Origin of the sequence: Streptomyces rishiriensis (genome assembly GCF_003112535.1) — a bacterium.
Lineage (GTDB): Bacteria > Actinomycetota > Actinomycetes > Streptomycetales > Streptomycetaceae > Streptomyces > Streptomyces rishiriensis.
The window spans coordinates 112,867-133,686 of record NZ_BEWA01000015.1; the positions used below are offsets into that span (position 1 = coordinate 112,867).

General features: G+C 72.2%; 18 protein-coding genes and 1 pseudogene. 11 read left to right on the top strand and 8 right to left on the bottom strand.

Annotated elements, in window-relative coordinates:
• Nucleotides 1-41: 41 nt before the first annotated feature.
• Nucleotides 42-1,307 carry a YncE family protein gene (locus Sri02f_RS26025; protein ID WP_109003734.1) on the bottom strand — a complete coding sequence of 422 codons (1,266 nt, stop codon included), beginning with the start codon at nucleotides 1,305-1,307 and terminating at the stop codon, nucleotides 42-44.
• Nucleotides 1,308-1,486: 179 nt separating this feature from the next.
• Here Sri02f_RS26025 and Sri02f_RS26030 point away from each other — a divergent pair, with 179 nt between their 5' ends.
• Entirely contained in the window at nucleotides 1,487-2,188 is a 702-nt protein-coding gene (locus Sri02f_RS26030) for a TetR/AcrR family transcriptional regulator (RefSeq protein ID WP_109003735.1), read from the top strand.
• Between the two features lie 225 nt (nucleotides 2,189-2,413).
• Nucleotides 2,414-4,372, top strand: coding sequence for a ricin-type beta-trefoil lectin domain protein (locus Sri02f_RS26035; protein ID WP_109003736.1), 1,959 nt, complete (start codon nucleotides 2,414-2,416; stop codon nucleotides 4,370-4,372).
• Nucleotides 4,373-4,689: 317 nt separating this feature from the next.
• On the opposite strand, the gene Sri02f_RS26040 is transcribed toward Sri02f_RS26035, so the two are convergent.
• On the bottom strand, nucleotides 4,690-5,055 hold the full coding sequence (locus tag Sri02f_RS26040; RefSeq protein WP_109003737.1) for a nuclear transport factor 2 family protein: 366 nt from the start codon (nucleotides 5,053-5,055) through the stop codon (nucleotides 4,690-4,692).
• A gap of 173 nt (nucleotides 5,056-5,228) precedes the next feature.
• Here Sri02f_RS26040 and Sri02f_RS26045 point away from each other — a divergent pair, with 173 nt between their 5' ends.
• A complete protein-coding gene (locus tag Sri02f_RS26045) occupies nucleotides 5,229-5,516 on the top strand; it encodes a hypothetical protein (RefSeq protein ID WP_109003738.1) in 288 nt (95 codons plus the stop codon).
• A 140-nt stretch (nucleotides 5,517-5,656) separates the two neighbouring features.
• Here Sri02f_RS26045 and Sri02f_RS26050 read toward each other — a convergent pair whose 3' ends face one another.
• On the bottom strand, nucleotides 5,657-7,411 hold the full coding sequence (locus Sri02f_RS26050) for an ABC transporter ATP-binding protein (RefSeq protein WP_109003739.1): 1,755 nt from the start codon (nucleotides 7,409-7,411) through the stop codon (nucleotides 5,657-5,659).
• A 174-nt stretch (nucleotides 7,412-7,585) separates the two neighbouring features.
• On the opposite strand from Sri02f_RS26050, the gene Sri02f_RS26055 reads away from it, so the two are divergent.
• The 4 genes from Sri02f_RS26055 (at nucleotide 7,586) to Sri02f_RS26070 (ending at nucleotide 11,298) form a co-directional block, all read left to right on the top strand.
• A complete protein-coding gene (locus tag Sri02f_RS26055; protein ID WP_109003740.1) occupies nucleotides 7,586-8,671 on the top strand; it encodes an S-(hydroxymethyl)mycothiol dehydrogenase in 1,086 nt (361 codons plus the stop codon).
• Entirely contained in the window at nucleotides 8,671-9,300 is a 630-nt protein-coding gene (locus Sri02f_RS26060) for an MBL fold metallo-hydrolase (protein ID WP_109003741.1), read from the top strand. Before Sri02f_RS26055 ends, Sri02f_RS26060 begins: the two co-directional genes overlap by 1 nt.
• A gap of 130 nt (nucleotides 9,301-9,430) precedes the next feature.
• Nucleotides 9,431-10,345, top strand: coding sequence for an SDR family oxidoreductase (locus Sri02f_RS26065; RefSeq protein ID WP_109003742.1), 915 nt, complete (start codon nucleotides 9,431-9,433; stop codon nucleotides 10,343-10,345).
• Between the two features lie 257 nt (nucleotides 10,346-10,602).
• On the top strand, nucleotides 10,603-11,298 hold the full coding sequence (locus Sri02f_RS26070; RefSeq protein ID WP_109003743.1) for a L,D-transpeptidase family protein: 696 nt from the start codon (nucleotides 10,603-10,605) through the stop codon (nucleotides 11,296-11,298).
• 46 nt (nucleotides 11,299-11,344) lie between these two features.
• Here Sri02f_RS26070 and Sri02f_RS26075 read toward each other — a convergent pair whose 3' ends face one another.
• A complete protein-coding gene (locus tag Sri02f_RS26075) occupies nucleotides 11,345-12,547 on the bottom strand; it encodes a Gfo/Idh/MocA family protein (RefSeq protein ID WP_109003744.1) in 1,203 nt (400 codons plus the stop codon).
• 175 nt (nucleotides 12,548-12,722) lie between these two features.
• Here Sri02f_RS26075 and Sri02f_RS26080 point away from each other — a divergent pair, with 175 nt between their 5' ends.
• Nucleotides 12,723-13,883, top strand: coding sequence for an ROK family transcriptional regulator (locus Sri02f_RS26080; protein WP_109003745.1), 1,161 nt, complete (start codon nucleotides 12,723-12,725; stop codon nucleotides 13,881-13,883).
• Between the two features lie 145 nt (nucleotides 13,884-14,028).
• Nucleotides 14,029-14,199 (top strand): hypothetical protein, encoded by a 171-nt coding sequence (locus tag Sri02f_RS41815; protein WP_167467621.1) that lies wholly within the window; start codon nucleotides 14,029-14,031, stop codon nucleotides 14,197-14,199.
• 189 nt (nucleotides 14,200-14,388) lie between these two features.
• On the opposite strand, the gene Sri02f_RS26085 is transcribed toward Sri02f_RS41815, so the two are convergent.
• Nucleotides 14,389-15,789: a S1 family peptidase gene (locus tag Sri02f_RS26085; protein ID WP_109003746.1), complete on the bottom strand. Its 1,401-nt coding sequence runs from the start codon at nucleotides 15,787-15,789 to the stop codon at nucleotides 14,389-14,391.
• 272 nt (nucleotides 15,790-16,061) lie between these two features.
• On the opposite strand from Sri02f_RS26085, the gene Sri02f_RS26090 reads away from it, so the two are divergent.
• Nucleotides 16,062-16,442 (top strand): PPOX class F420-dependent oxidoreductase, encoded by a 381-nt coding sequence (locus Sri02f_RS26090; protein ID WP_109003798.1) that lies wholly within the window; start codon nucleotides 16,062-16,064, stop codon nucleotides 16,440-16,442.
• Between the two features lie 111 nt (nucleotides 16,443-16,553).
• On the opposite strand, the gene Sri02f_RS26095 is transcribed toward Sri02f_RS26090, so the two are convergent.
• Nucleotides 16,554-19,325, bottom strand: coding sequence for an alpha/beta hydrolase family protein (locus Sri02f_RS26095; protein WP_109003747.1), 2,772 nt, complete (start codon nucleotides 19,323-19,325; stop codon nucleotides 16,554-16,556).
• Nucleotides 19,326-19,627: 302 nt separating this feature from the next.
• Nucleotides 19,628-20,017, bottom strand: a complete 390-nt coding sequence (locus Sri02f_RS26100; RefSeq protein WP_373865130.1) for a MarR family winged helix-turn-helix transcriptional regulator — start codon at nucleotides 20,015-20,017, stop codon at nucleotides 19,628-19,630.
• On the opposite strand from Sri02f_RS26100, the pseudogene Sri02f_RS26105 reads away from it, so the two are divergent.
• A pseudogene (locus tag Sri02f_RS26105) lies at nucleotides 19,993-20,375 on the top strand (hypothetical protein); the annotation flags it as partial. The gene Sri02f_RS26100 and the pseudogene Sri02f_RS26105 overlap by 25 nt on opposite strands.
• Nucleotides 20,376-20,394: 19 nt before the next feature.
• On the opposite strand, the gene Sri02f_RS26110 reads toward Sri02f_RS26105, so the two are convergent.
• Complete coding sequence (locus tag Sri02f_RS26110) at nucleotides 20,395-20,808, bottom strand: Zn-ribbon domain-containing OB-fold protein (RefSeq protein ID WP_109003750.1); 414 nt, start codon at nucleotides 20,806-20,808, stop codon at nucleotides 20,395-20,397.
• Nucleotides 20,809-20,820: the final 12 nt, after the last annotated feature.

Consider the following 20,820-nt stretch of genomic DNA (forward strand, 5'->3'; position numbering starts at 1 on the left):
CGCGGTCACCCGCCGCCCACCCCCGCCGTGCCGGGGAGCCGTCAGCTGCCGGTTCCGGTCCAGTTCGCCGCCACATGGCCGAGCCGGACCCGCTGCGGATGGTCGCCCACCGGCACCGAGAGGACCTTCTGGCCGGTGGCGAAGTCGATCGCGGTGATCTGGTCGGCGCCGCTCTCGGAGATGACGCAGTCCCTGCCGTCGCCGCTGACCGTGGCCCAATAGGGCTTGGAGGCGCTGACCAGCGGGCCCTCCTGGAGCGTGCCGCGGTCGACGATCGTCGCGTAGTCGTCCATCGTGCCGGCCACGCACAGCTTGCTGCCGTCGGGGCTCATCGAGAGGCCGTGATGACGCGAGTCGTTGACGAAGGTCGTGCGGTCGTCGCTGGTCGCCGGGTTCTTCGGCAGGGTCTTCGTCCGGGTGATCCGGTCCGAGGCGAGGTCGTACTCGAAGAAGCCGTTGAAGAACGAGACCTGGAAGTACAGCTTGGACTCGTCCGGCGAGAACACCGCGGGGCGCACGGCGTCGGAGTAGTCCTTGAGCCCGATCGCGTCCAGCCGCTGCCGCATGTCGATGACCTTGACCTGCTGGTACGTGGTCGCGTCGACGACGGTGATGCGGCGGTCGCCCTTGGTGAAGTCCTGCCACGGCGCGTCGAGCGAGGTGTTCACGTCGCCGATCGCCATGTTGTAGATGTACTTGCCGTCCTTGGTGAAGATGTTCTCGTGCGGCTTGTCGCCGGTCTTGAACGAGCCGAGCTGCTTGCCGGTGACGATGTCCAGGACGTGCACGGTGTTGGAGATCGACGCGGAGACCGCGACCCGCTTGCCGTCCGGCGAGACGGCCATGTGATCGGAGCGGTAACCGGACACGGGGAAGCGCCAGTTGATGTTCCCGGTGGCCAGGTCGATGGAGACGACGTCGGCGAAGCTCGGCCGGGAGACGACCACCGACGCTCCGTCCGGGGTGGTGTACATGTCGTCGACGAACTGGTCGTGGCCCTCGCCGACGCCGTTGCGGATGGCCTGGAAGTAGATCCACTTGATCGGGTCGGCGTTGATCTCCGCCATCCGGGCGGCCTTGTCGGGGATCACGTTGATCCGGCCGACCTTGGCGAAGTCACCGCTGGACTTGACGACGTCCGCGGTGCCCTCCCAGTTGTTGCCGACGAAGAGCACCTCGCGCAGGGCGGCGGCGGTCGAGGCGGCGGAAGCGGCGGAAGCGGTGGTGGCGGCGGTCGCCGGGGCGGCGACGGTCAGGACGAGGGCGGCGGCTACGGAGCAAAGGTGCCTGGATCTGAAGGCAGGCATGCTGCTCTCTCCTCTGGGTGGCTGAAGGCGTGGGGGCAGGGCGGAGGGCCGCCCGAATCTGAACACCGATGCGTTCAGAGTTGACTTACTGGAAAGTAAGGAAGGGGTGCCCTTCGCCACAAGACTCCGTGCACGACAAAATTGGCGGCGGGGGAGTACGCAGCGACGAGGGAGGGCCAGTGACGGGCAGGCTCAGAGCGCCGACCGGCCGTTACGGCGGCAAGTCCGCCGAGCAGCGGCAGGCCGAACGCCGGGAAAGATTCCTGGAGGCGGCGCTGCGGCTGTTCGGCGGCGGGCCCGGCTACCGCGGCACCACGGTCGCGTCGCTCAGCGAGGCGGCGGGCCTGTCGACGCGCCAGTTCTACGAGGAGTTCCGCACCCTCGAGGACGTCCTGGCAGCGCTGCATCTGCAGGTCAACGACTGGGCCGAGGAAGCGGTCCTGGCCGCCTTCGCCGACGCGCAGGGCCTGCCGCTCGCCGAGCGCGTCACCGCGATCTTCCGCGCCTACGCGGCCGACGTCACCACCGACCCCCACCGGATCCGGATCACCTTCGTCGAGATCGTCGGCGTGAGCCCCCGCCTGGAGGAACAGCGCCTGGCCCGGCGCGCCCGCTGGGTCGACCTGATCCGCGCCGAGGCGACGGCCGCGGCCGAGCGCGGCGAGGCGGCCCCCCGCGACTACCGTCTCGCGGCCGCCGCCTTCATCGGCAGCGTCAACGGGCTCCTGCACGACTGGAGCGCGGGCTGGGTGGACGCGACGCTGGACGAGGTGGTCGACGAACTGGTGCGCCAGCTGCTGGGGACGCTGCGACCGCCGGGGTGGGCCCCCGCTCCCGCCCGGAGTCTTCCTCCCGAGAGTCCCGAAGCGAAGAACCCCTAGCTAGGCCGAGCGCGACCCGGCGGTCGGCGGCCCGGAAGGCCCGCGAAGTCCGCTGCGGAGCGAACGACCCTGCGAAAGAAGCCACTTGGCCTTCGGCCGTCGGCCGTGCCACTTCTGTCGCAGCCGTTGACTTTGCTCTCCGGCGGCCCTATTTTCGGCGCGCACCACGTTCGGTTAGTCGATCCCCGTTCGATATGTCGAAAGTTCGGATTCCGGAGCCGCCGCATGTTTCCCCCACCCCGCTCCCGCTTCCCGCACCGTGGCAGATCCGCCGCCGCGCGGGTGCTCGCCCTGCTGCTGACGGCGACCGCCGCCCTGCTCTTCGTCCAGCCGGGCACGGCCGAGGCCTCGACCCCGCGCCAGATCGCCGTTCCGGCCGCCCCGATGGGCTGGGCCTCCTGGAACAGCTTCGCCGCGAAGATCGACTACAACGTCATCAAGCGGCAGGTCGACGCGTTCGTCGCCTCCGGTCTGCCGGCGGCCGGATACCAGTACGTCAACATCGACGAGGGCTGGTGGCAGGGCACCCGCGACGGCGCGGGGAACATCACCGTCGACCAGTCCGAGTGGCCCGGCGGCATGAAGGCCATCGCCGACTACATCCACGGCAAGGGCCTGAAAGCCGGCATCTACACCGACGCCGGCAAGGACGGCTGCGGCTACTACTACCCGACCGGCCGTCCCGCCGCTCCGGGCAGCGGCAGCGAGGGCCACTACGACCAGGACATGCTGCAGTTCTCGCAGTGGGGCTTCGACTTCGTGAAGGTCGACTGGTGCGGCGGCGACGCCGAGAAACTCGACGCGGCGACGACGTACCGGGCCATCAGCGGCGCGATCGCGAAGGCCACGGCCGCCACCGGCCGCCCGATGACCCTGTCGTTGTGCAACTGGGGCCGGCAGAACCCGTGGAACTGGGCGCCGGGGCAGGGGGCGATGTGGCGGACCAACGACGACATCATCCTGTTCGGCAACAAGCCGTCCATGACCAATCTGCTGACCAACTACGACCGCAACGTGCATCCCACGGCCCAGCACACCGGTTACTACAACGACCCGGACATGCTGATGGTCGGCATGGACGGCTTCACCGCCGCCCAGAACCGCACCCACATGAACCTGTGGGCCGTCTCCGGCGCCCCGCTCCTCGCCGGCAACGACCTCACCACGATGACGACGCAGACGGCGGACATCCTGAAGAACCCCGAGGTCGTCGCCGTCGACCAGGACGCCCGCGGTCTGCAGGGAGTCAAGGTCGCCGAGGACGGCAGCGGGCTCCAGGTGTACGGAAAGGTCCTCGCCGGCTCCGGCAGGCGGGCCGTGGTGCTGCTCAACCGCACCTCCGCCGCCGCGAACATCACGGCCCGCTGGGCCGACCTGGGGCTGACCGACGCCTCCGCCACCGTCCGCGACCTGTGGACCCGCGCCGACGTCGGCTCGTACGCCACCGGCTACACGGCGAACGTCCCGGCGGGAGGTTCGGTCCTGCTCACCGTCACCGGCGGCACGGAGGCGTCGGGCAGCACCTACGCCGGCACGTCGGGCTTCTCCGGCGTGGTCGCCGGCAGCACCGGCCTCAAGGTCGTCGACGTCGCCTACACCAACACCGCCTCCACCCCCCGCACCGCGACCCTGAAGGTCAACGGCCAGACCGCGACGACGGTCTCCTTCCCGCCGACGGGCTCCGCCCAGGGCACGGTCTCCGTGCAGGTCGCCCTGTCCAAGGGCGCCGCCAACACGCTCGCGTTCACCGGCGCCCCCACCCTCGCGGACATCACCGTCAGGCCCCTGCCCGGCACGAACGGCAGCCTCGTCGTGGGCAAGCAGTCCGGCCGCTGCCTGGACATGTTCGACTCCACCATCGCCAACGGCACGCAGGCCGAGATCTGGGACTGCAACGGCGGTTCCAACCAGGCCTGGACGTACACCTCCCGCAAGGAACTCGTGGTGTACGGCAACAAGTGCCTCGACGCCTACGACCACGGCACCGCCAACGGCACCAAGGTCGTCGTCTGGGACTGCACCGGGCAGAGCAACCAGCAGTGGAACGTCAACGGCGACGGCACGATCACCAACGTCAACGCCGGTCTGTGCCTGGACGCGAACGGGGCGGGCACGGCCAACCGCACACCGATCGTGCTGTGGTCGTGCTCCGGCGCCGACAACCAGAAGTGGAGCCTGAACTGACCTGACGCGCAGGCCCGCTCACCGCGTCAGGCCCCCGCCGCCCCGGCTGACCTCATGTCCCGGGGGGCGGGGCGCGGCTCAGCGGTGGCGGCCGCGTCGCGATCGCACGGCGCGTGGAGACGGCAGGGCCGGGACGGGCGGGCGGCGGCGCGCTGCCCGCAGCGCGGTCCACAGCAGGGCGAGAAAGGCGCGCCGTCCTGCCGCCGACGCGGGCGCGGGCAGCCGCGAGCGGATCGTTCGCGACCTTCCCAGCCGTGCCGTCGCCGAGAAGGTCCAGGTCAACCGGGAGGTGACCTGGACCCTGGCGGCTTTCCTCCCTACTCGTCCCATGCCTGGATCATCGTCTGCTCGACGATCTTGCCGTCCCGCAGCGTGATCATCGACTCGGACAGAACGCGCACGCCGTCCGCGTACCGGCAGGACTCGCTGTAGGCGGCGCGGTCGCCCTGGACGATGCACTCCTCCAGCTTGTGGGTCATGTCCCTGCTGTAGACGTCGTCCAGCATCCGGGCGATCTCCTCCCTGCCGTGCAGCGTCTTCGGGTGGCTGGGTTGCGCCTGGTGGTCGACGACGCGCAGTTCCGCGTCGTCGGCGTAGAGCGACAGCAATGTCGTCGGGGTCCGTCCTTCGATGCCCCTGCGCAGGGTCTCGGTGTCGAAGGCGGAGCCTGCCGCGGTGCCCATGGTGACCTCCTCCGAGGGCCGTGGCCAGGGTGGAAGAGCGGGCCGCGTGACCCTCACCTTCGAGGCTCCTCCCGCCCGCCGGGCTCGGCAAGCGGGGCCGGGTTCCTCCGCCTGTCGGGTGAGCGCGGGCGCCCGCCCGTGTCCCCGAAGGCGTCCGGGGCGTTGCTGAGGGCATGATCTCCACTCGACGCATCGCCGCAATCGCCGCTCTCGCCGCCGGAGTCGCGGGCCTCGCGGCGCCCATGGCGAGCGCGGCCGACGCCCCGGCCGCCGGACAGCTCAACCCGATGACCACGCTGGACACCCTGGTCGGGAGCCAGATCCCGGCCGAGCACCGGGCCGAACTCCCGCCGGTCTCCCGGCAGCTGGGCGAGCTCAACAAGGTGACCCAGCTCCAGCAGCTGAACGAACTGCACCAGGTGACCGACCTCGTCGCCCCGGTCACCGGGCTGCTGACCTGAGCGTCGCACCTCCCCCGGCGGGGGCCGTCCGGACGACCGGGCGGCCCCCGCACCCGTTCCCGGCGTGCCTGTCCGCCTCCCCGGCGAGGCCCCGGGCCGTCCGTCCCGGTCGCGCCCTCGTCCGCATCCGCCCGGCGGGCTCAGTCGACCGTCGCGAGGAACTGGGTCGCCGCGAGCTCCGCGTAGAGCGGGTCGCCCGCCACGAGTTCGCGGTGCGTGCCCACCGCCCGGACCCGGCCCGCGTCCATGACGACGATGCGGTCGGCCATCGTGACCGTCGACAACCGGTGGGCGACCACCAGGACGGTCGTCGTGCGGGCGACGTCGGCGACGGTGTCGCGCAGCGCCGCCTCGTTCACCGCGTCCAGCTGGGAGGTCGCCTCGTCCAGCAGCAGCAGCCGGGGGCGGCGCAGCAGCGCGCGGGCGATGGCCACCCGCTGCCGCTCACCGCCGGAGAGCTTGGTGCCCCGGTGACCGACCAGCGTCTCCAGCCCCTGGGGAAGCCGTGCGACCAGGTCGTCGAGCCGGGTCGTCTTCAGCACGCCCCGCACGGCGTCGTCGTCCGCCTCGGCGTTTCCCAGCAACAGGTTGTCGCGGAGCGAGCCCGACAGGACGGGCGCGTCCTGCTCCACGTAGCCGATGGAGGAGCGCAGGTGCGACAGGTCCCAGTCGGCGAGGTCGCGGCCGTCGAGGGAGATCGTGCCGGACTCGGGGTCGTAGAACCGTTCGATGAGCGAGAACACCGTGGTCTTCCCCGCGCCCGACGGTCCGACGAACGCGGTCATGCCCCGGGCCGGCACGGCGAACGTCACGCCGTGGTGGACGGGGGGCAGGTCGTCGGCGTACCGGAAACGGACGTCGGAGAAGGCGAGCGAGGCCGGTCCGTCGGCGGGTGCGGGAAGCGTCGCGGGCCGGGACACCGGTTCGGCGGGCAGCCGCAGCGCCTCCGCGATGCGGCTCAGGGCCGCGGAGCCCGTCTGGTACTGGGTGACGGCCCCCACGAGCTGCTGGATGGGCGACATCAGGTAGAAGACGTACAGCAGGAACGCCACCAGCGTGCCGATCCGGATGGCGCCGGTCGCCACCCGCGCGCCGCCGACCGCGAGGACGGTGATGAACGCCGTCTGCATCGCCAGTCCGGCCGTGTTCCCGGCCGCCGCCGACCACTTGGCGGCCCGCACGCTCTGCCGCCAGGACTCCTCGGCGGCCGAGTGCAGCGTCGCCTCCTCACGGTCCTCGGCGCCCGAGGCCTTCACCGTGCGCAACGCGCCCAGCACCCGCTCCAGCGAGGCCCCCATCACCCCCACGGCGTCCTGCGCGCGCCGGCTCGCCCGGTTGATGCGCGGCACGATCACCCCGAGGACCGTCCCCGCGCACAGGATCACGGCCAGCGTGACCCCGAGCAGCACCGGATCGACCAGGCCCATCATCACGACCGTGGCGACCAGTGTCAGCCCGCCGGTGCCGAGGCCCACCAGGGAGTCCGTCGTGACCTCGCGCAGCAGAGTGGTGTCGGAGGTGATGCGGGCCATCAGATCACCGGGCTCGCTGCGGTCCACCGCCGTGATCCGCAGCCGCAGCAGATACGACGACAACGCCCGCCGAGCGCCGAGCACCACCGACTCGGCCGTCCGCCGCAGCACGTACGAACCCAGCGCGCCCACCGCCGAGTTGGCGACGACCAGCGCCGTCAGGGCGAGCAACGCGCCGGTGGTCGACCGGTCGTGGCCCAGGTCGTCGATCAACTTCCTTGCCACGAGCGGCAGCAGCAGCCCGGTGGCGCCGGTCACCAGCGAGAGGACCGCCCCCGTGAGCAGGGCCCAGCGGTGCGGCCGCACATAGTCGAGCAGCAGCCGCCACGGGGGCCGGTCGCCGGCGGTCGGGGCGATGGTCACGGGGCTCCTCGGGAGGCTCGGCGGAAGCCCCCAGGCTACGTCGGCGGCTGCCGTGCGCGGCCCCGGGGCCACGGGTTCGAAGCGTCGGCGGGCCCCGTCGCCCGCGCCCTTACCGATCAGTCACGCGTAGGGTCGGCATCGGGACGGACGACCGACTAGGAAAGAGGCTGGAACATGCCGCAGGAAGTGCGCGGGGTGATCGCGCCGGGCCGGGACGAGCCGGTGCGCGTGGAGATGATCGTGATCCCGGACCCCGGTCCGGGCGAGGCCGTGGTGAAGATCCAGGCCTGCGGGGTCTGTCATACGGACCTGCACTACAAGCAGGGCGGGATCAACGACGAGTTCCCCTTCCTGCTCGGCCACGAGGCGGCCGGCGTCGTGGAGTCGGTGGGCGAGGGCGTCACGGACGTCGCGCCCGGTGACTTCGTCATCCTGAACTGGCGGGCCGTGTGCGGGCGGTGCCGGGCCTGTCTGCGCGGGCGCCCCTGGTACTGCTTCGACACCCACAACGCCGAGCAGCGGATGACCCTCACCGACGGCACGGAACTCTCCCCGGCTCTGGGCATCGGCGCGTTCGCGGAGAAGACGCTGGTCGCGGCCGGACAGTGCACCAAGGTCGACGCGTCGGTGTCGCCGGCGGTCGCGGGTCTGCTGGGCTGCGGGGTCATGGCGGGCATCGGCGCCGCGATCAACACCGGCGCCGTCGGCCGCGGCGACTCGGTCGCGGTCATCGGCTGCGGCGGCGTCGGGGACGCGGCGATCGCGGGGTCCAGGCTGGCCGGGGCGGCGAAGATCATCGCCGTCGACATCGACGACCGCAAGCTGGAGACGGCGCGCGGCATGGGCGCCACGCACACCGTGAACTCCAGGGCGACGGACCCGGTGGAGGCGATCCGCGAACTCACCGGCGGGTTCGGCGCGGACGTGGTGATCGAGGCGGTCGGCCGCCCGGAGACGTACCGGCAGGCGTTCTACGCCCGCGACCTCGCCGGCACGGTCGTCCTGGTCGGCGTCCCCACGCCGGAGATGAAGCTCGAACTGCCCCTGCTGGACGTGTTCGGGCGCGGCGGGGCGCTGAAGTCGTCCTGGTACGGCGACTGCCTGCCCTCCCGCGACTTCCCCATGCTCATCGACCTCCACCTCCAGGGCCGCCTGGATCTCGGCGCGTTCGTCACCGAGACCATTCAACTGGACGAGATCGAGAAGGCGTTCGAGCGGATGCACCACGGGGACGTCCTGCGTTCGGTGGTGGTGCTGTGATGGCCGCGCGCATCGAACGTCTCGTCACCTCGGGCCAGTTCAGCCTCGACGGCGGCACCTGGGACGTGGACAACAACGTGTGGATCGTCGGCGACGACCACGAGGCCGTCGTCATCGACGCCGCCCACGACGCCGCCGCCATCGCCGAGGCCGTCGGCGACCGGCGGCTGACCGCCGTCGTCTGCACCCACGCCCACAACGACCACGTCGGCGCCGCCCCCGCCCTCGCGGACCTCACGGGCGCGACCATCTGGCTGCACCCCGACGACCTCCCGCTGTGGAAGCTCACCCACCCCGACCGCGAGCCGGACGCCCACCTCGTCGACGGCCAGGTCATCGAGGCCGCCGGCGCCGACCTCACCGTCCTGCACACCCCCGGCCACGCGCCCGGCGCGGTGTGCCTGCACGACCCGGGGCTCGGGGTCCTGTTCACCGGCGACACCCTCTTCCGGGGCGGCCCCGGCGCGACCGGCCGCTCCTACTCCCACTTCCCGACGATCATCACGTCCATCAGGGACCGGCTGCTCGCCCTCCCGCCCGCGACGCGGGTGCTGACCGGGCACGGGGACGAGACCACCATCGGAGCCGAGGCGCCCCACCTGGAGGAGTGGATCGCCCGGGGGCACTGACGCGCAGACGCCGGCGCGGCTCCACCCGGCCGGGTGAGAACCGCCGAAAGGCGACAGAGGACGTCCGGCTTTCCCTGGACCATCGAGGCGACACCACTGCCGCGAGGACACGGGAACAGGGAGGCCGGACATGTCTGGGCCGCTGGAAGGCAAGGTCGCACTGGTGGCGGGGGCCACCCGGGGCGCGGGACGAGGGATCGCCGTGGAGCTGGGGGCGGCCGGCGCCACCGTGTACGTCACCGGACGCACCACCCGCGCCAGGCGCTCGGAGTACGACCGCCCCGAGACCATCGAGGACACCGCCGACCTGGTCACGGAGGCGGGCGGCCGCGGTATCGCCGTCCCCACCGACCACCTCGACCCCGTCCGGGTCCGCGACCTCGTGGACCGTGTCGCACGCGAACAGGACCGCCTCGACGTCCTCGTCAACGACATCTGGGGGGCCGAGCGCCTCTTCGAGTGGGACACCCCGGTCTGGGAGCACGACCTCGACAACGGGCTGCGGCTGCTCCGCCTCGCCGTGGAGACCCACGCCGTCACCAGCCACCACGCGCTCCCGCTGCTGCTGCGCCGGCCGGGCGGCCTGGTCGTCGAGATGACCGACGGCACCGCCGAGTACAACCGCGACACCTACCGCGTGAACCTCTTCTACGACCTCGCCAAGACGTCCGTCCTGCGCATGGCCTTCGCCCTCGCCCACGAGATCGGACCCCGCGAGGCCACGGCCGTCGCGCTCACCCCGGGCTGGATGCGCTCGGAGCTGATGCTCGACCAGTTCGGAGTCGGTGAGGACAACTGGCGCGACGCCCTCGGCCGCGTCCCCCACTTCGCCATCTCCGAGACGCCCCGCTTCGTCGGCCGGGCCGTCGCCGCCCTCGCCGCCGACCCCGGCGTCGCCCGGTTCAACGGCCAGTCCCTGTCCAGCGGCGGCCTCGCCCGGGAGTACGGCTTCACGGACCTCGACGGGAGCCGCCCGGACGCCTGGCGCTATCTGGTCGAGGTCCAGGACGCGGGAAAACCGGCGGACACCACCGGCTACCGCTGAGCTGTCGCCCGCGCGCCGTCCGCCGGGTGAGCATCCGTCACCGCCGCAGCGGCCGACCGCCGTCACCGCCGTCACCGCCGGGGCCGCCCCCGGCGGTGACGGCGGTCGGCCGTAGGCTGCCCGGCGGGCGCGGCCGGGCCGGCGAGCGGCGGTGAAGTTCACCGTTTCGTCACAGCCCGGGCCGGCGTACAACCGCCGCCCGCGCAGAGCGGTCTACCACTGTGAGATCGACACACCATGCCAGGGAGAGGGCAGCCATGGGGGACATACGCAGACGAGGGGTCGTCGCGCTGGGGGTCACCGGACTCGTAGCGCCGCTGACGCTCGCGCTGGGCGCGGCGCCGGCGCAGGCCGCGAGCTGTACGACGCAGGCCGGGCCCTACCAGAAGCAGGTGGAGAAGTTCCTCGGCCGGCCCGTCGACGGAAAGCAGTCCGGCGCCGACTGCGGCGCCATCCGGGCCTTCCAGAACAAGCACGGCATCTCGCCCGCCATCGGCTACGCCGGGCCCGTCACCTGGGGCGTGATGGACCTCATGAACAAGCAGAAGGCGGTCGGCAACAAGCCCAACAAGGCGGGCACGTGCCCGACCAACAAGGGCCGTATCGCCTGCGTGAACCTCACCCTGCAGATCAGCTGGATCCAGGACGGCAGCAGGCTCGTCTACGGGCCCGTCCCCGTCCGCACCGGCCGCGACGGGTTCGAGACCCGCACCGGTCTGAAGAAGATCTACTGGCGCCACCTCAACCACGTCTCGAACATCTACAACGTGCCCATGCCGTACAGCCAGTTCTTCGACGGCGGACAGGCCTTCCACTCGGTCGGCCTGAGCATGTGGAACCCGCCCGGTTCCCACGGCTGCGTCAACATGACGTCGACGACCGCCAAGAAGTACTGGTCCCTGCTGAAGACCGGCGACGACGTCTTCGTCTACGGCCGCAAGCCGGGCACCTGAGACCGCGCACGCCCCTGAGGCGGCCGGGCGCCCGGCGTCCCGCGCGTCACGCCTCGGGGGCGTCCCCGAAGTCGGGTATGTCCAGCCGTGTTCCGCCCTGTCGTGCGGACTCGTGCGCGACGATGCCCGGCAGGGTGTAGCGGGCCGCGACCCAGGCGTTCACGGACGGCAGCGTGCGCGCGGCGACCGCGGTCACGAAGTCGTCCACCAGGAAGTGATGGCTGCCCTCGTGCCCGTTGTGCAGCGCGTCGAACTCCCGGGGCAGCCGTGAGCGGTCGTGCACCGGCGCCGAGCCCGAGGTGAAGGCGGCCCGCAGCTCGGGCGCGATGTGCCCCAGCGACGGGTCGTCGGGGGACAGCGTCGGCTTGGGCTCCAGCAGCTCGCTGATGTCCTTCACACCGTTCTTGTCCTGCCACAGCGCCACCGTCGCGAGCTGCTCCATGCTCGCCTCCGTGCCGAAGAAGCGGAATCGGGACTCGCGGATGTGGGAGGGGTAGCCCACCCGCCGGAACTCGTTCGTGCGGAACGAGCCGCCGCCCGCCACCTCGAAGAGCGCGGTGGCGTTCGAGAAGTCGTTGCCGAACCGGCTCACCTCCTTGTCGAAGACGCCGTCCCGGCGCTCGTCGACGACGCCGATCGCCGACACGCTCACCGCGTGCGTGCGCCAGGCGCCCAGCACCCCGCCCACCGAGTGCGTCGGGTAGAGCAGCGGGGGATAGCTCGCGGTCGCCTTCCAGTCCTCGCCGCCGCTGTACCGGTACGCGTCGTAGAACCCGAGGTCCATGTCGTGGACGTAGTCGCCCTCCGCGTAGAAGATCCGCCCGAAGGCGCCCTCGGCGATCTGGTTGCGCGCGTGCACGGTCGCCGGGTTGTACTGGCTCGTCTCGCCCATCATGTACGTGAGCCCGGTCGTTCTGACCGCGTCGATGATCGCCGCGATCTCCTCCACGCTGATCGCCATGGGGACGGCGGAGTAGACGTGCTTGCCGGCGTTCAGGCCCTCCAGGACCAGCGGACCGTGCGTCCAGCGCTGGGTGAAGACGGCGACCGCGTCCACCGCGTCCGACTCGAGCATCGCCTCGTACGACGGGAAGACGCCGGTGAGGCCTTCGGCGGCGGCGAGCCGCTCGGCCCGCTCGGGGAGCAGATCGGTGACGTACACGTCGCCGACGCCGGGATGGGCCAGGAACAACCTGGCGAACTGGCCGGAGAACTGTCCGGCGCCGACGATGCCGAGGGAGAACGTCATGGTGCGGGTCCTTCACTGGTCGGGGAACGGGGTGATCCGGCTCGCCACTTACTTTTGAGGTGAAAGGATCCAGACCTCAAGAGGCCAGCCGACGTCACCTTCGATCAGTGTCTGGCACCTATAGTGATCTGGATAGTTCCAGTGCGAAAGAAATACGGGCGGGAGCGTGATCCTCATGGCCGCAGGCGCCGCCAGTTGGCTGCCGCTGAGCGCGGGGGAGCGCTCGGTCGCGATCGAGGTGCTCGTCCACGGACCGCTCTCGCGCACGGATCTGTCGCGGCGGCTGGGGCTGTCCGCGGGCAGTCTCACCCGGCTGACCAAACCGCTGATCGAGTCGGGTCTGCTGGTCGAGGCGCCCGAGGCCGGCGGCGCGGGCGGAACCCGGCAGGGTCGTCCCTCGCAGCCGCTCGACGTGGTCGCCGGGGCCCGTTCGTTCCTCGGCTTCAAGATCACCGAGGACACGGTGTACGGCGTCGTCACCACGCTCAGGAGCGAGGTGATCGCCCGCCGCGACCGCCCGCTCGCCTCGCGCGATCCCGCCGAGGTCGTCGGCGTGCTGGGGGAGACGGCCGACGAACTGGCCCGTGCCCACCCGGGCCTCGCGGGCATCGGCATCGGCGTGGGCGGGCTCGTCCGGGACCGCGCCGTCGTCGCGGACTCGCCCTTCCTGGGATGGCGCGACGTCCCGCTGGCCGCCCTGGTCGAGGAGCGCACCGGGCTGCCGGTCGTCGTCGAGAACGACGTCGCCGCGCTGGTGGAGGCCGAGACCTGGTTCGGCGCCGGCCGCGGCCTCGACCGCTTCGTGGTCCTCACCATCGGCGCGGGCATCGGCTACGGGCTGGTCCTGGGCGGCCGGCGGGTGCCGTGCGCGCAGGAGGACCGCGGGTTCGGCCGGCACTGGATCCTGGATCCCGCCGGCCCCCTCACCCCCGACGGGGAGCGCGGCAGCGCGGTGTCCCTGCTGACCATCCCCAGCATCCGCTACCAGGTCCAGGCGGCCACCGGCCGGGAGCGGACGTACGAGGAGATCCTCGCCCTCGCCGCCGACGGCGAGCCGATGCCCGCCCGGGTCGTGGACGAGGCGGCCCGCGCCCTCGGCGTGCTGGTCGCCCAGATCGCCAACTTCGTCATGCCGCAGAAGATCCTGCTGGCCGGCGAAGGGGTCGGGCTGATGGACGTCGGGGGCGCGACGGTGGAGGCGGCCATCCGCGCCCACCGGCATCCGCTGGCCGCTCCCGTGACACTGGAGACGAAGGTCTCCGACTTCCACGACTGGGCCCGCGGGGCCGCGGTGCCGGCGATCCAGGTGCTGGTGCTGGGGGCCGCGCAGGGCTGAGCCTCCGCGCCGCGGGACCCGGTCGTCCGGACGGACCGTGCGCAAGGGGTTGACAGATGGACGTGATCAGTAACACGTCCGATATGTCCGATTGATTCGGGATGACTCACGCGGCCTTCACGTCGGACGCCCTAAGATTCACACCATGTCCACCACTGTTGAAACCTGCTCCGAGCGATCGGCTGACGAGGTCAACGAGGAGATCCGGGCCCTGTGGTTCCGGTCGGGCGGGACACTGAGCGGCGAGCAGCGCGAGGAGTACCAGCGGCTCGTCCTGGAGTGGGCCGCCGCTCCGCAGCCCGTCGAAGCGGCCTGACGTTCGGCCCGGCGGCCGGTCCGGCAGCCGCCCGACCGCGGATCCCCTCCCCGCGACCCCGTCCTGAAGAATCCCCGGGCGGGGCGCACGAGCGTCCTCCTCGCACCGGTCTACGCCGTCCCCCACAGCCCGTACTCTCCCCGCACCGCCTCGGCCGGGGCTCGGGCAGGCCGAGCCCCGGCCGGGGGGTCACCCCCAGGTCGCCGAGTAGTAGCGCTGGTAGGCCTTGCGGTCCTGCTCGGCGCGGAAGTACCGGGTCGCGACCAGGGCGACCATGCTCCCCGCGATGACCAGCAGCCCGGGGCCGATGTTCCTCGGGTCGGTGAGCCGGGCGGCCAGGGACACGTCGCCGCCGACGCCCGTCACCGGCGTCGTGGTGCCGGGGGAGGCGGAGCCCGGGGCGATCGCCGCCTGGGTGGGGGAGGACGCGGGCGCGGGCCCGGCCGACGACGTCTGCTTGCCGGCCTGGCCGCCGGCGGAGGGGGCGGCCACGATCAGCTGGACGCCGCCGAGCTGGGCCAGGGCGTTCGTGACGGGCTGGAAGAACGTCGTGCCCCCCGTCTTGCAGTCGCCGCTGCCGCCCGAGGTGACGCCGAGGGCGATGCCGTCGGAGAACATCGGGCCGCCGCTGTCGCCCGGTTCGGCGCACACGTTCGTCTCGATGAGCCCGCTGACCGTGCCCTCCGGATAGTTCACCGTCGCGTCCAGGCCGGTGACCTGGCCGTCGTGCAGCCCGCTGGTGCTGCCGCTGCGGAACACCCGCTGTCCCACGGCCGCGTCACCGGTGCCCGTGATGCGCACTCCGTTGCCGTTGCCGATGGCCACCACGTCGGCGCCGTCGCCAGCCTTGCCGTTGGCGTACTGCACCAGGGAGAAGTCGCTGCCGGGGAAGTTGGAGTTGACCGTCTGGCCCACCTGGCGCTCGGCCTGGTTGTCGGCGAACCAGGTCGAACCGGTCGGCCCGCAGTGCCCGGCCGTGAGGATGAAGTCGCTCGTTCCGTTCGTCACGTTGAAGCCGGCCGAGCAGCGTCCGCCGGTCGACAGGATGGGCTGCGCGCCGTTGATCCGCGTGGTGAACTCGCCGGCCGTGCGCTCCATGCGCACGAAGCTGCCGATCCCGGCGGCCGTGTCCGTCAGCCGCGACCAGTCGGCGGCCGACACCGTCTTGTCGGCCTGCACGACGACCTGGTTGGTCCGGTAGTCCATCACCCAGGCGGTGCCGGGCACCTTGGGCGCCGACCGCAGGGTCGCGGTGGCCGACTTGAGCTCGTTCATGCTGTGCGGGACGACCTTCGGCTCGACGCCCGCCGCCCGGACGGCGTCGGCCGTCTCCTTGTCCGTGACCGCGACCACCGGCCGGCCGTCGTCGGCGATCCAGGTGCCCGCGGTGCGCGCGGTGCCGAGCTTCTTGACGAGGGCGGCCCCCGGATTGGTCACGACGGGGCCGGCGGCGCTGCGCACCGTCGCCTGCGTGACGGGCGGCTCGCTCGCCATGGCCGCCTGCGTGACCATGGCCCCTCCCAGGAGGAGTCCGCCGACCGCCGCCAGCCGGGTCACTCGCCGGACGGTCCGTCGTCGTACGTGCCTCATGCATGGCTCCCGAAACCCTGAACGCGCGGTCTCAACACCGCGGGGCACTCCGGTCGTTGAGCGCCCTCACCCTGGATACGTGCCAGGTCCCGGCAGCGTTCACCCCGGAAGCGATCACCTCGCGGGCGGCGGCGCCGCGGCGGCCGCCCCGCGCCGGTCCCGGCGGAGGCGGGCGACGAGGGCGACGACACCGGCCGCATGCGCCGGAGCCGGCCGGACTGCGGACCGAGGCTGCCGCGGTGGTGACGGGCGCCGCTGCCTACACTGCGGACATGGACGAGAAGGCGATCGACCGGCTGGCCGCGGGCAAGTATCTGCTGATCACCAGCTATCGGAAGAACGGGACCGGGGTCGCCACCCCCGTGTGGGTGGTGCGCGACGGCGACGCGCTCGGAGCCTGGTCGGCCGCCGACGCCTGGAAGGTCAAGCGGATCCGGGCCCGCGGCGACGTCCTGGTCGGCCCGTGCGACGTTCGCGGGAAGCCCACCGGCGCACAGGTCCCGGCGACCGCGGAGATCTGCGACGCGCAGACCACCGCGCGCTACCGCACGCTGCTGGCCCGCAAGTACGGCGTGGTGGGGCGGCTCACCCTGCTCGGCAGCAGACTGCGCCGCGGCTCCGAAGGGACCGTGGGGATCCGCATCACGCTGTGAGCCGCGCGGAGGGGCACGGACCGCGCGGTCCGTGCCCCTCCGCCCCCCCTTGCACTCCTCGCCGCCCGCCACCGCCGTCCGTCTCTGCGCGGCGGGCGCGGGAGGAGTGGGCTACGGCGTGTCCACGACCGTTCCGGTCGCGATAGGGGCGTCCGGCAGCGGCTCGCCCGACTCGTCGGTCAGCGTCAGGCGCACCGACTCCTCGGGCTCGGCCACCTGGTCCTTCACCGTGGGAATGCCGAACTCGGCGCTCGTGGAGCCGGCCGGGACGTCGGGCCCGACGTACATCTCCACCTGCGACAGCGGGAGTTCCGGGTCGGGCTGCCGACCCGAGACGTCCTCCAGCCACCGCGGGTCCACGTCCTTGGTGGACAGCTCGGCCCCGTCGGTGACGGGCAGCAGCCGCAGCGGGAACCACAGGGGCACCTCGGCGCGTGACGAGAGCGAGATCCGCCAGGTCAGCGGCTCGCCCTCGGTCGCCCGGACGGCGGGCGTCAGGGTCACCGCCGGCGCCGGGTCGTCGTTCTGCGCCGTGACCCCGCCCCGGTAGGAGCCGACGACCGCGCCGTGCACGGCCTTCACGAGGAGGTTCTGTTCCTCGTCGTGGCCGAAGAGCGCGTCGCCCTTCACCTCGACCGGCACGTCGATCGGAGTGGCGCCGGGCCGGACCGGGACCACCTTCTCCGTCGCCTCGCCGGTCCCGGGGTCGACCACGTAGAAGCGGGCCGTGCCGGCGCCGTGCCCGGACACCCGGACCGGCACGTGGTAGGTGCGGGCGCCGGAGTCGCCCTCCTTCACCGTGATCCGCCCGACGTCGACGCGCGGCAGCGCCGCCGCCCTCACCGCCGGCGTGCCGGGCGCCCAGCCCCAGGCGTCCATGAACCACGCCTGCCCGGACGCCGAACGCGGAGTCAGGGAAAGGGACTTGACGTGTGCGAGGTCGAGTCCGGCGCGGGTGGCGGCGGTCAGCGGCACCCGCAGCTCGCGGGCCCAGTAGGAGGCCGTACGGGAGGAGCCGGGCAGCCCGTCGACCGTGATCCGGCCGAGGTCGGCGCGGCGGCCCGCGGAGTCGGCGACGGCCACGTCCAGCGCGGTGCCTGCGGTGTTCGGCGGCACGAACACGCGCAGCGCCAGGCTCCTGGCGCCGGCGAGGGAGACCGGGGCGGTGGACGTGATCTTCGTCGGCCCGCCCGGTGCGGACCAGCGCATGGCGACCGCGCTCTTGGCGCTGTCCGTCTCCACGTCCCACCAGCCGAAGTGCGGGGACATCCCCAGGGCGTCCTGGCCCAGACAGGCCCTGGCCGGGTCGGTGTCGGCCCGGCACACGCGGCCGCCGGTCACCTTCACCCCGCCGTCCGGCAGGAACCCGCCCGAGCGCCGGGCGCCGACCGCGTGCGTCAGGACACGGGCCGGATCGGCGGAGGGCGCGCGCCGCCCGGTGCCGTCGAGCAGCGGGCGCACCCGGTCGTCGCCTCCGACGAACAGCCGGGCGGCGGCCGCGATGTAGGTCGAGCCGGCCCGGTGCTGCTGGTCGGCGCTCAGCCGGGTCGGGGCGTTCCCCGAGCAGACCCCGTCCGGTTCCTGCGGGGAGTCGTAGAAGTCGTCCGAGGCCGGGGCCTCGGACTGGCCTGGGGTCCACTCGCTGTTGAAGAAGTTGTGGTTGGCGCCGACCACGTAGACGGCGCTGTGCAGGGCGGTTCCGCGACTGACGCCGCGCGTCCCGTCGAGGTAGGTCTCGCCCTCGAGGTCGGAGACGTCACCGTCGCAGCCGGGCAGGATGGTCGCGGACGGCACGTCGGCGACCGGATTCTGGCCGAAGATCGTCGGTCCGATGAGCACCGTTCCGCGGATCTTCCAGCGGACCGGGCCCCGGTAGCCGTCCTGGGCGGCCGGCGGCGGGTAGAGGCTGTCCATGGCCGCCCGGTTGACGCCCTCGCCGCCGCGGGAGTGGCCGACGAGCAGGACCCGGGAGAGGTCGGCCCGGGGGGCCTCGCGCACCGCGGCCGGGGCCTTGCCCGGGTGGGCGGCCCAGTCGGCCCATCGGGCGAGGTGCAGGCGGACCAGGGAGGAGCGGCCCTGAGCGCCGGCGTCCTCGACGTCCCCGTCCTGGCCGTTGATGCCGTTGGCCGAGATCGAGACGGTGACGTATCCCTGGGAGGCGAGCAGCCGCTGGTCCTTGAGATAGCCCTTGTAGCTGGGGATCTCCTTCGTGCCCACGGGGCAGGGCCAGTCGATGTTCACGTCGTCCTCGGCGCCCGGCTTGTAGCAGGTGACGTGACGGCCGTGCAGGAACAGCGCGAGCGGCCGCCTGCCGGTGGCGCCCTTCGGCGCGACCACGACGGCCCGCATCTCGACGGGCTGGGCGTAGCCCGGCAGCTTCACCGCGGGCAGGGTGTACTCGCCGGAGAGCGTGCGGTACGCACCGGGCCTGCCGGGGTCCACGGAGTTCGCCGGAAGGGGGGCGGGGAGCTGCGGCGCGGTGCGCGCACGCTGGTTCCGCCGGGCGGATCCGGCGGCGGGTGCGTCCAGCCGGCGTCCGCTCGCGAGCACCTGCAGGTCCTTCAGGGGGGCGCCGCCGACGGCGTCGAGGGAGAGCCGGAACGTGCGGCCGTCCTTGCCGGGTCGCGGAACGCCGAGCAGCCGGTCGCCCGCGTGGAACTCCACGCGGGCGTCGCCGGGGGGCACCGGCCGGGGCGAGCGCCACACCAGCTCACGGGCGGCGCCCTCGCCGGCGACCAGCCACCCCGACGGCAGTGCGCTGTCGGCGGGCGCGGTCAACGGCCTTGTCTCGGACGGTTGTCGGGCTTGTGCCAGTCCCGGTGTTCCCGCCAGGGCCGCGAGCGCGGCCACGGCGGTGACACCTATTCGCCGGGCACGGATCAAGGTCCACTCCTCAACACTCGGAGCGCGGGGGCCCCGTCCGTACCGGGAGCCCCTCGCATTCCGAAGGAAGCGAAAGTGGATCTGTGGGTTGCCTGTGACGACGGACCCGGTCCGCACCAGGACATGAATCCGGACACCGGCGCCCCATGGCCGGCCCGCCCCGCCGACCGGGGAGCGACCGCCCGGCCGTCCGGCCGGATCGGACCCAGGGCGCGTATCGAGTGGTGATCAATCTGCGGGATTTGCCTCGCGACAAAGGCTGATCGCAGACCAGCGGGCGATCGCACTGGATGCACAGCCGGTCAGCCTGTGGGCAGGCCGATCTGATGGCGTTCGAGCACGGAGCGGAGCTCCGAAAGGACCTGCACGGCGGCCGGCCCTGAGGGGCCACCGAGGGCGCCTGCGGTCAGCTCGGCCAGCGTTTCGGTGAAGGTGGCCTCCGCCGCCTCGACGAGTTGCAGGCCGTCATCGGTCAGGTCCAGCAGTGATGAGCGACGATCCGATGGATTGGTTCGCCGCACGACCCGTGCCTGCTTCTCCAGACGGTCGATGCCCTTGCTGGTCGCACCGATCCCGATGGCGAACTCAGCGGCAAGGTCCGCCACCCGGGACCCAGGGTGGTCGCGCAGGAAGCGCAGGAATTCGAACTGCGAGGTGACGATCCCGTGCCGCTCGCGAAGACGGTCGTTCAGCGCGTTGTAGAGGCGCGTCTCACAGCGAACGAGGTCGGCGAAGAAGCCCGGGAGGTCGACCCGGCCACCGCTTGACTTTCTTGCGTGACGCGCATGCAACTGGCACCCGGCGCCGACACGGACTCCGCCTGAAGGCCGCCCTCCTGGGACGCTCCAGGGGCGGGCGGACCAGCAAGGTCCACCTCGCCGCCGACCGCAAGTGCCGGAAAGGAACACCGTCGAGCGCCTGATCAGCAAGCTCAGAGCCTGGCGAGGCATCGCCACCCGATACGACAAGACCCCGGACAGCTACCTCGCCGGCCTCCACCTGCGCGCCTCGATGATCTGGATCAAGGACCGCACCCGGACCGCCGATTGATCACGACTCGATACGCACCCTAGTGCCAGGCCCGGTACGGCTCGTCGAGGAGTTGGAAGACCGGCTCGCCCCGCACCGGGTCCTTGACCGTGGACAGGCGGACGCGGTCGCCGCTGTGGATGCCGATGAGCGGACCCATGACCCGGCCGCGGACGACGAACCCCTCGGCCATCTCCACGAGCGAGACGTTGCGCGCGGCGGGGGTGTTGCGGTGCACCACGGTGGCGTGGCGCACCGTCCCGGCGCCCTCGCTGCGCTCGGTGCGCAGGTCGCTGCCCTGGCAGACCGGACACAGGAGACGGTGGTACATGGCGGTGCCGCACCAGGTGCACCGCTGGAAGAGGATCGTGTCGCCGTCGGCGCTCGCGCGGTCGAGGAGGCCCGCCGCGGAGCCGGCGGCCTGCTGGACGACGTTCCCTGAGTGGTGGTACACGCGGGTCAACTC

Excerpts from the sequence above, each read along its gene's own strand:
- Sri02f_RS26045 (WP_109003738.1), top strand. The coding sequence starts at position 5,229 with ATGATCTCCACTCGACGCATCGCCGCAATCGCCGCTCTCGCCGCCGGA.
- Sri02f_RS26090 (WP_109003798.1), top strand. The coding sequence starts at position 16,062 with ATGGACGAGAAGGCGATCGACCGGCTGGCCGCGGGCAAGTATCTGCTG.
- Sri02f_RS26025 (WP_109003734.1), bottom strand. The coding sequence starts at position 1,307 with ATGCCTGCCTTCAGATCCAGGCACCTTTGCTCCGTAGCCGCCGCCCTC.
- Sri02f_RS26060 (WP_109003741.1), top strand. The coding sequence starts at position 8,671 with ATGGCCGCGCGCATCGAACGTCTCGTCACCTCGGGCCAGTTCAGCCTC.
- Sri02f_RS26075 (WP_109003744.1), bottom strand. The coding sequence starts at position 12,547 with ATGACGTTCTCCCTCGGCATCGTCGGCGCCGGACAGTTCTCCGGCCAG.
- Sri02f_RS26035 (WP_109003736.1), top strand. The coding sequence starts at position 2,414 with ATGTTTCCCCCACCCCGCTCCCGCTTCCCGCACCGTGGCAGATCCGCC.
- Sri02f_RS26065 (WP_109003742.1), top strand. The coding sequence starts at position 9,431 with ATGTCTGGGCCGCTGGAAGGCAAGGTCGCACTGGTGGCGGGGGCCACC.
- Sri02f_RS26055 (WP_109003740.1), top strand. The coding sequence starts at position 7,586 with ATGCCGCAGGAAGTGCGCGGGGTGATCGCGCCGGGCCGGGACGAGCCG.
- Sri02f_RS26085 (WP_109003746.1), bottom strand. The coding sequence starts at position 15,789 with ATGAGGCACGTACGACGACGGACCGTCCGGCGAGTGACCCGGCTGGCG.
- Sri02f_RS26070 (WP_109003743.1), top strand. The coding sequence starts at position 10,603 with ATGGGGGACATACGCAGACGAGGGGTCGTCGCGCTGGGGGTCACCGGA.
- Sri02f_RS26040 (WP_109003737.1), bottom strand. The coding sequence starts at position 5,055 with ATGGGCACCGCGGCAGGCTCCGCCTTCGACACCGAGACCCTGCGCAGG.
- Sri02f_RS26080 (WP_109003745.1), top strand. The coding sequence starts at position 12,723 with ATGGCCGCAGGCGCCGCCAGTTGGCTGCCGCTGAGCGCGGGGGAGCGC.
- Sri02f_RS41815 (WP_167467621.1), top strand. The coding sequence starts at position 14,029 with ATGTCCACCACTGTTGAAACCTGCTCCGAGCGATCGGCTGACGAGGTC.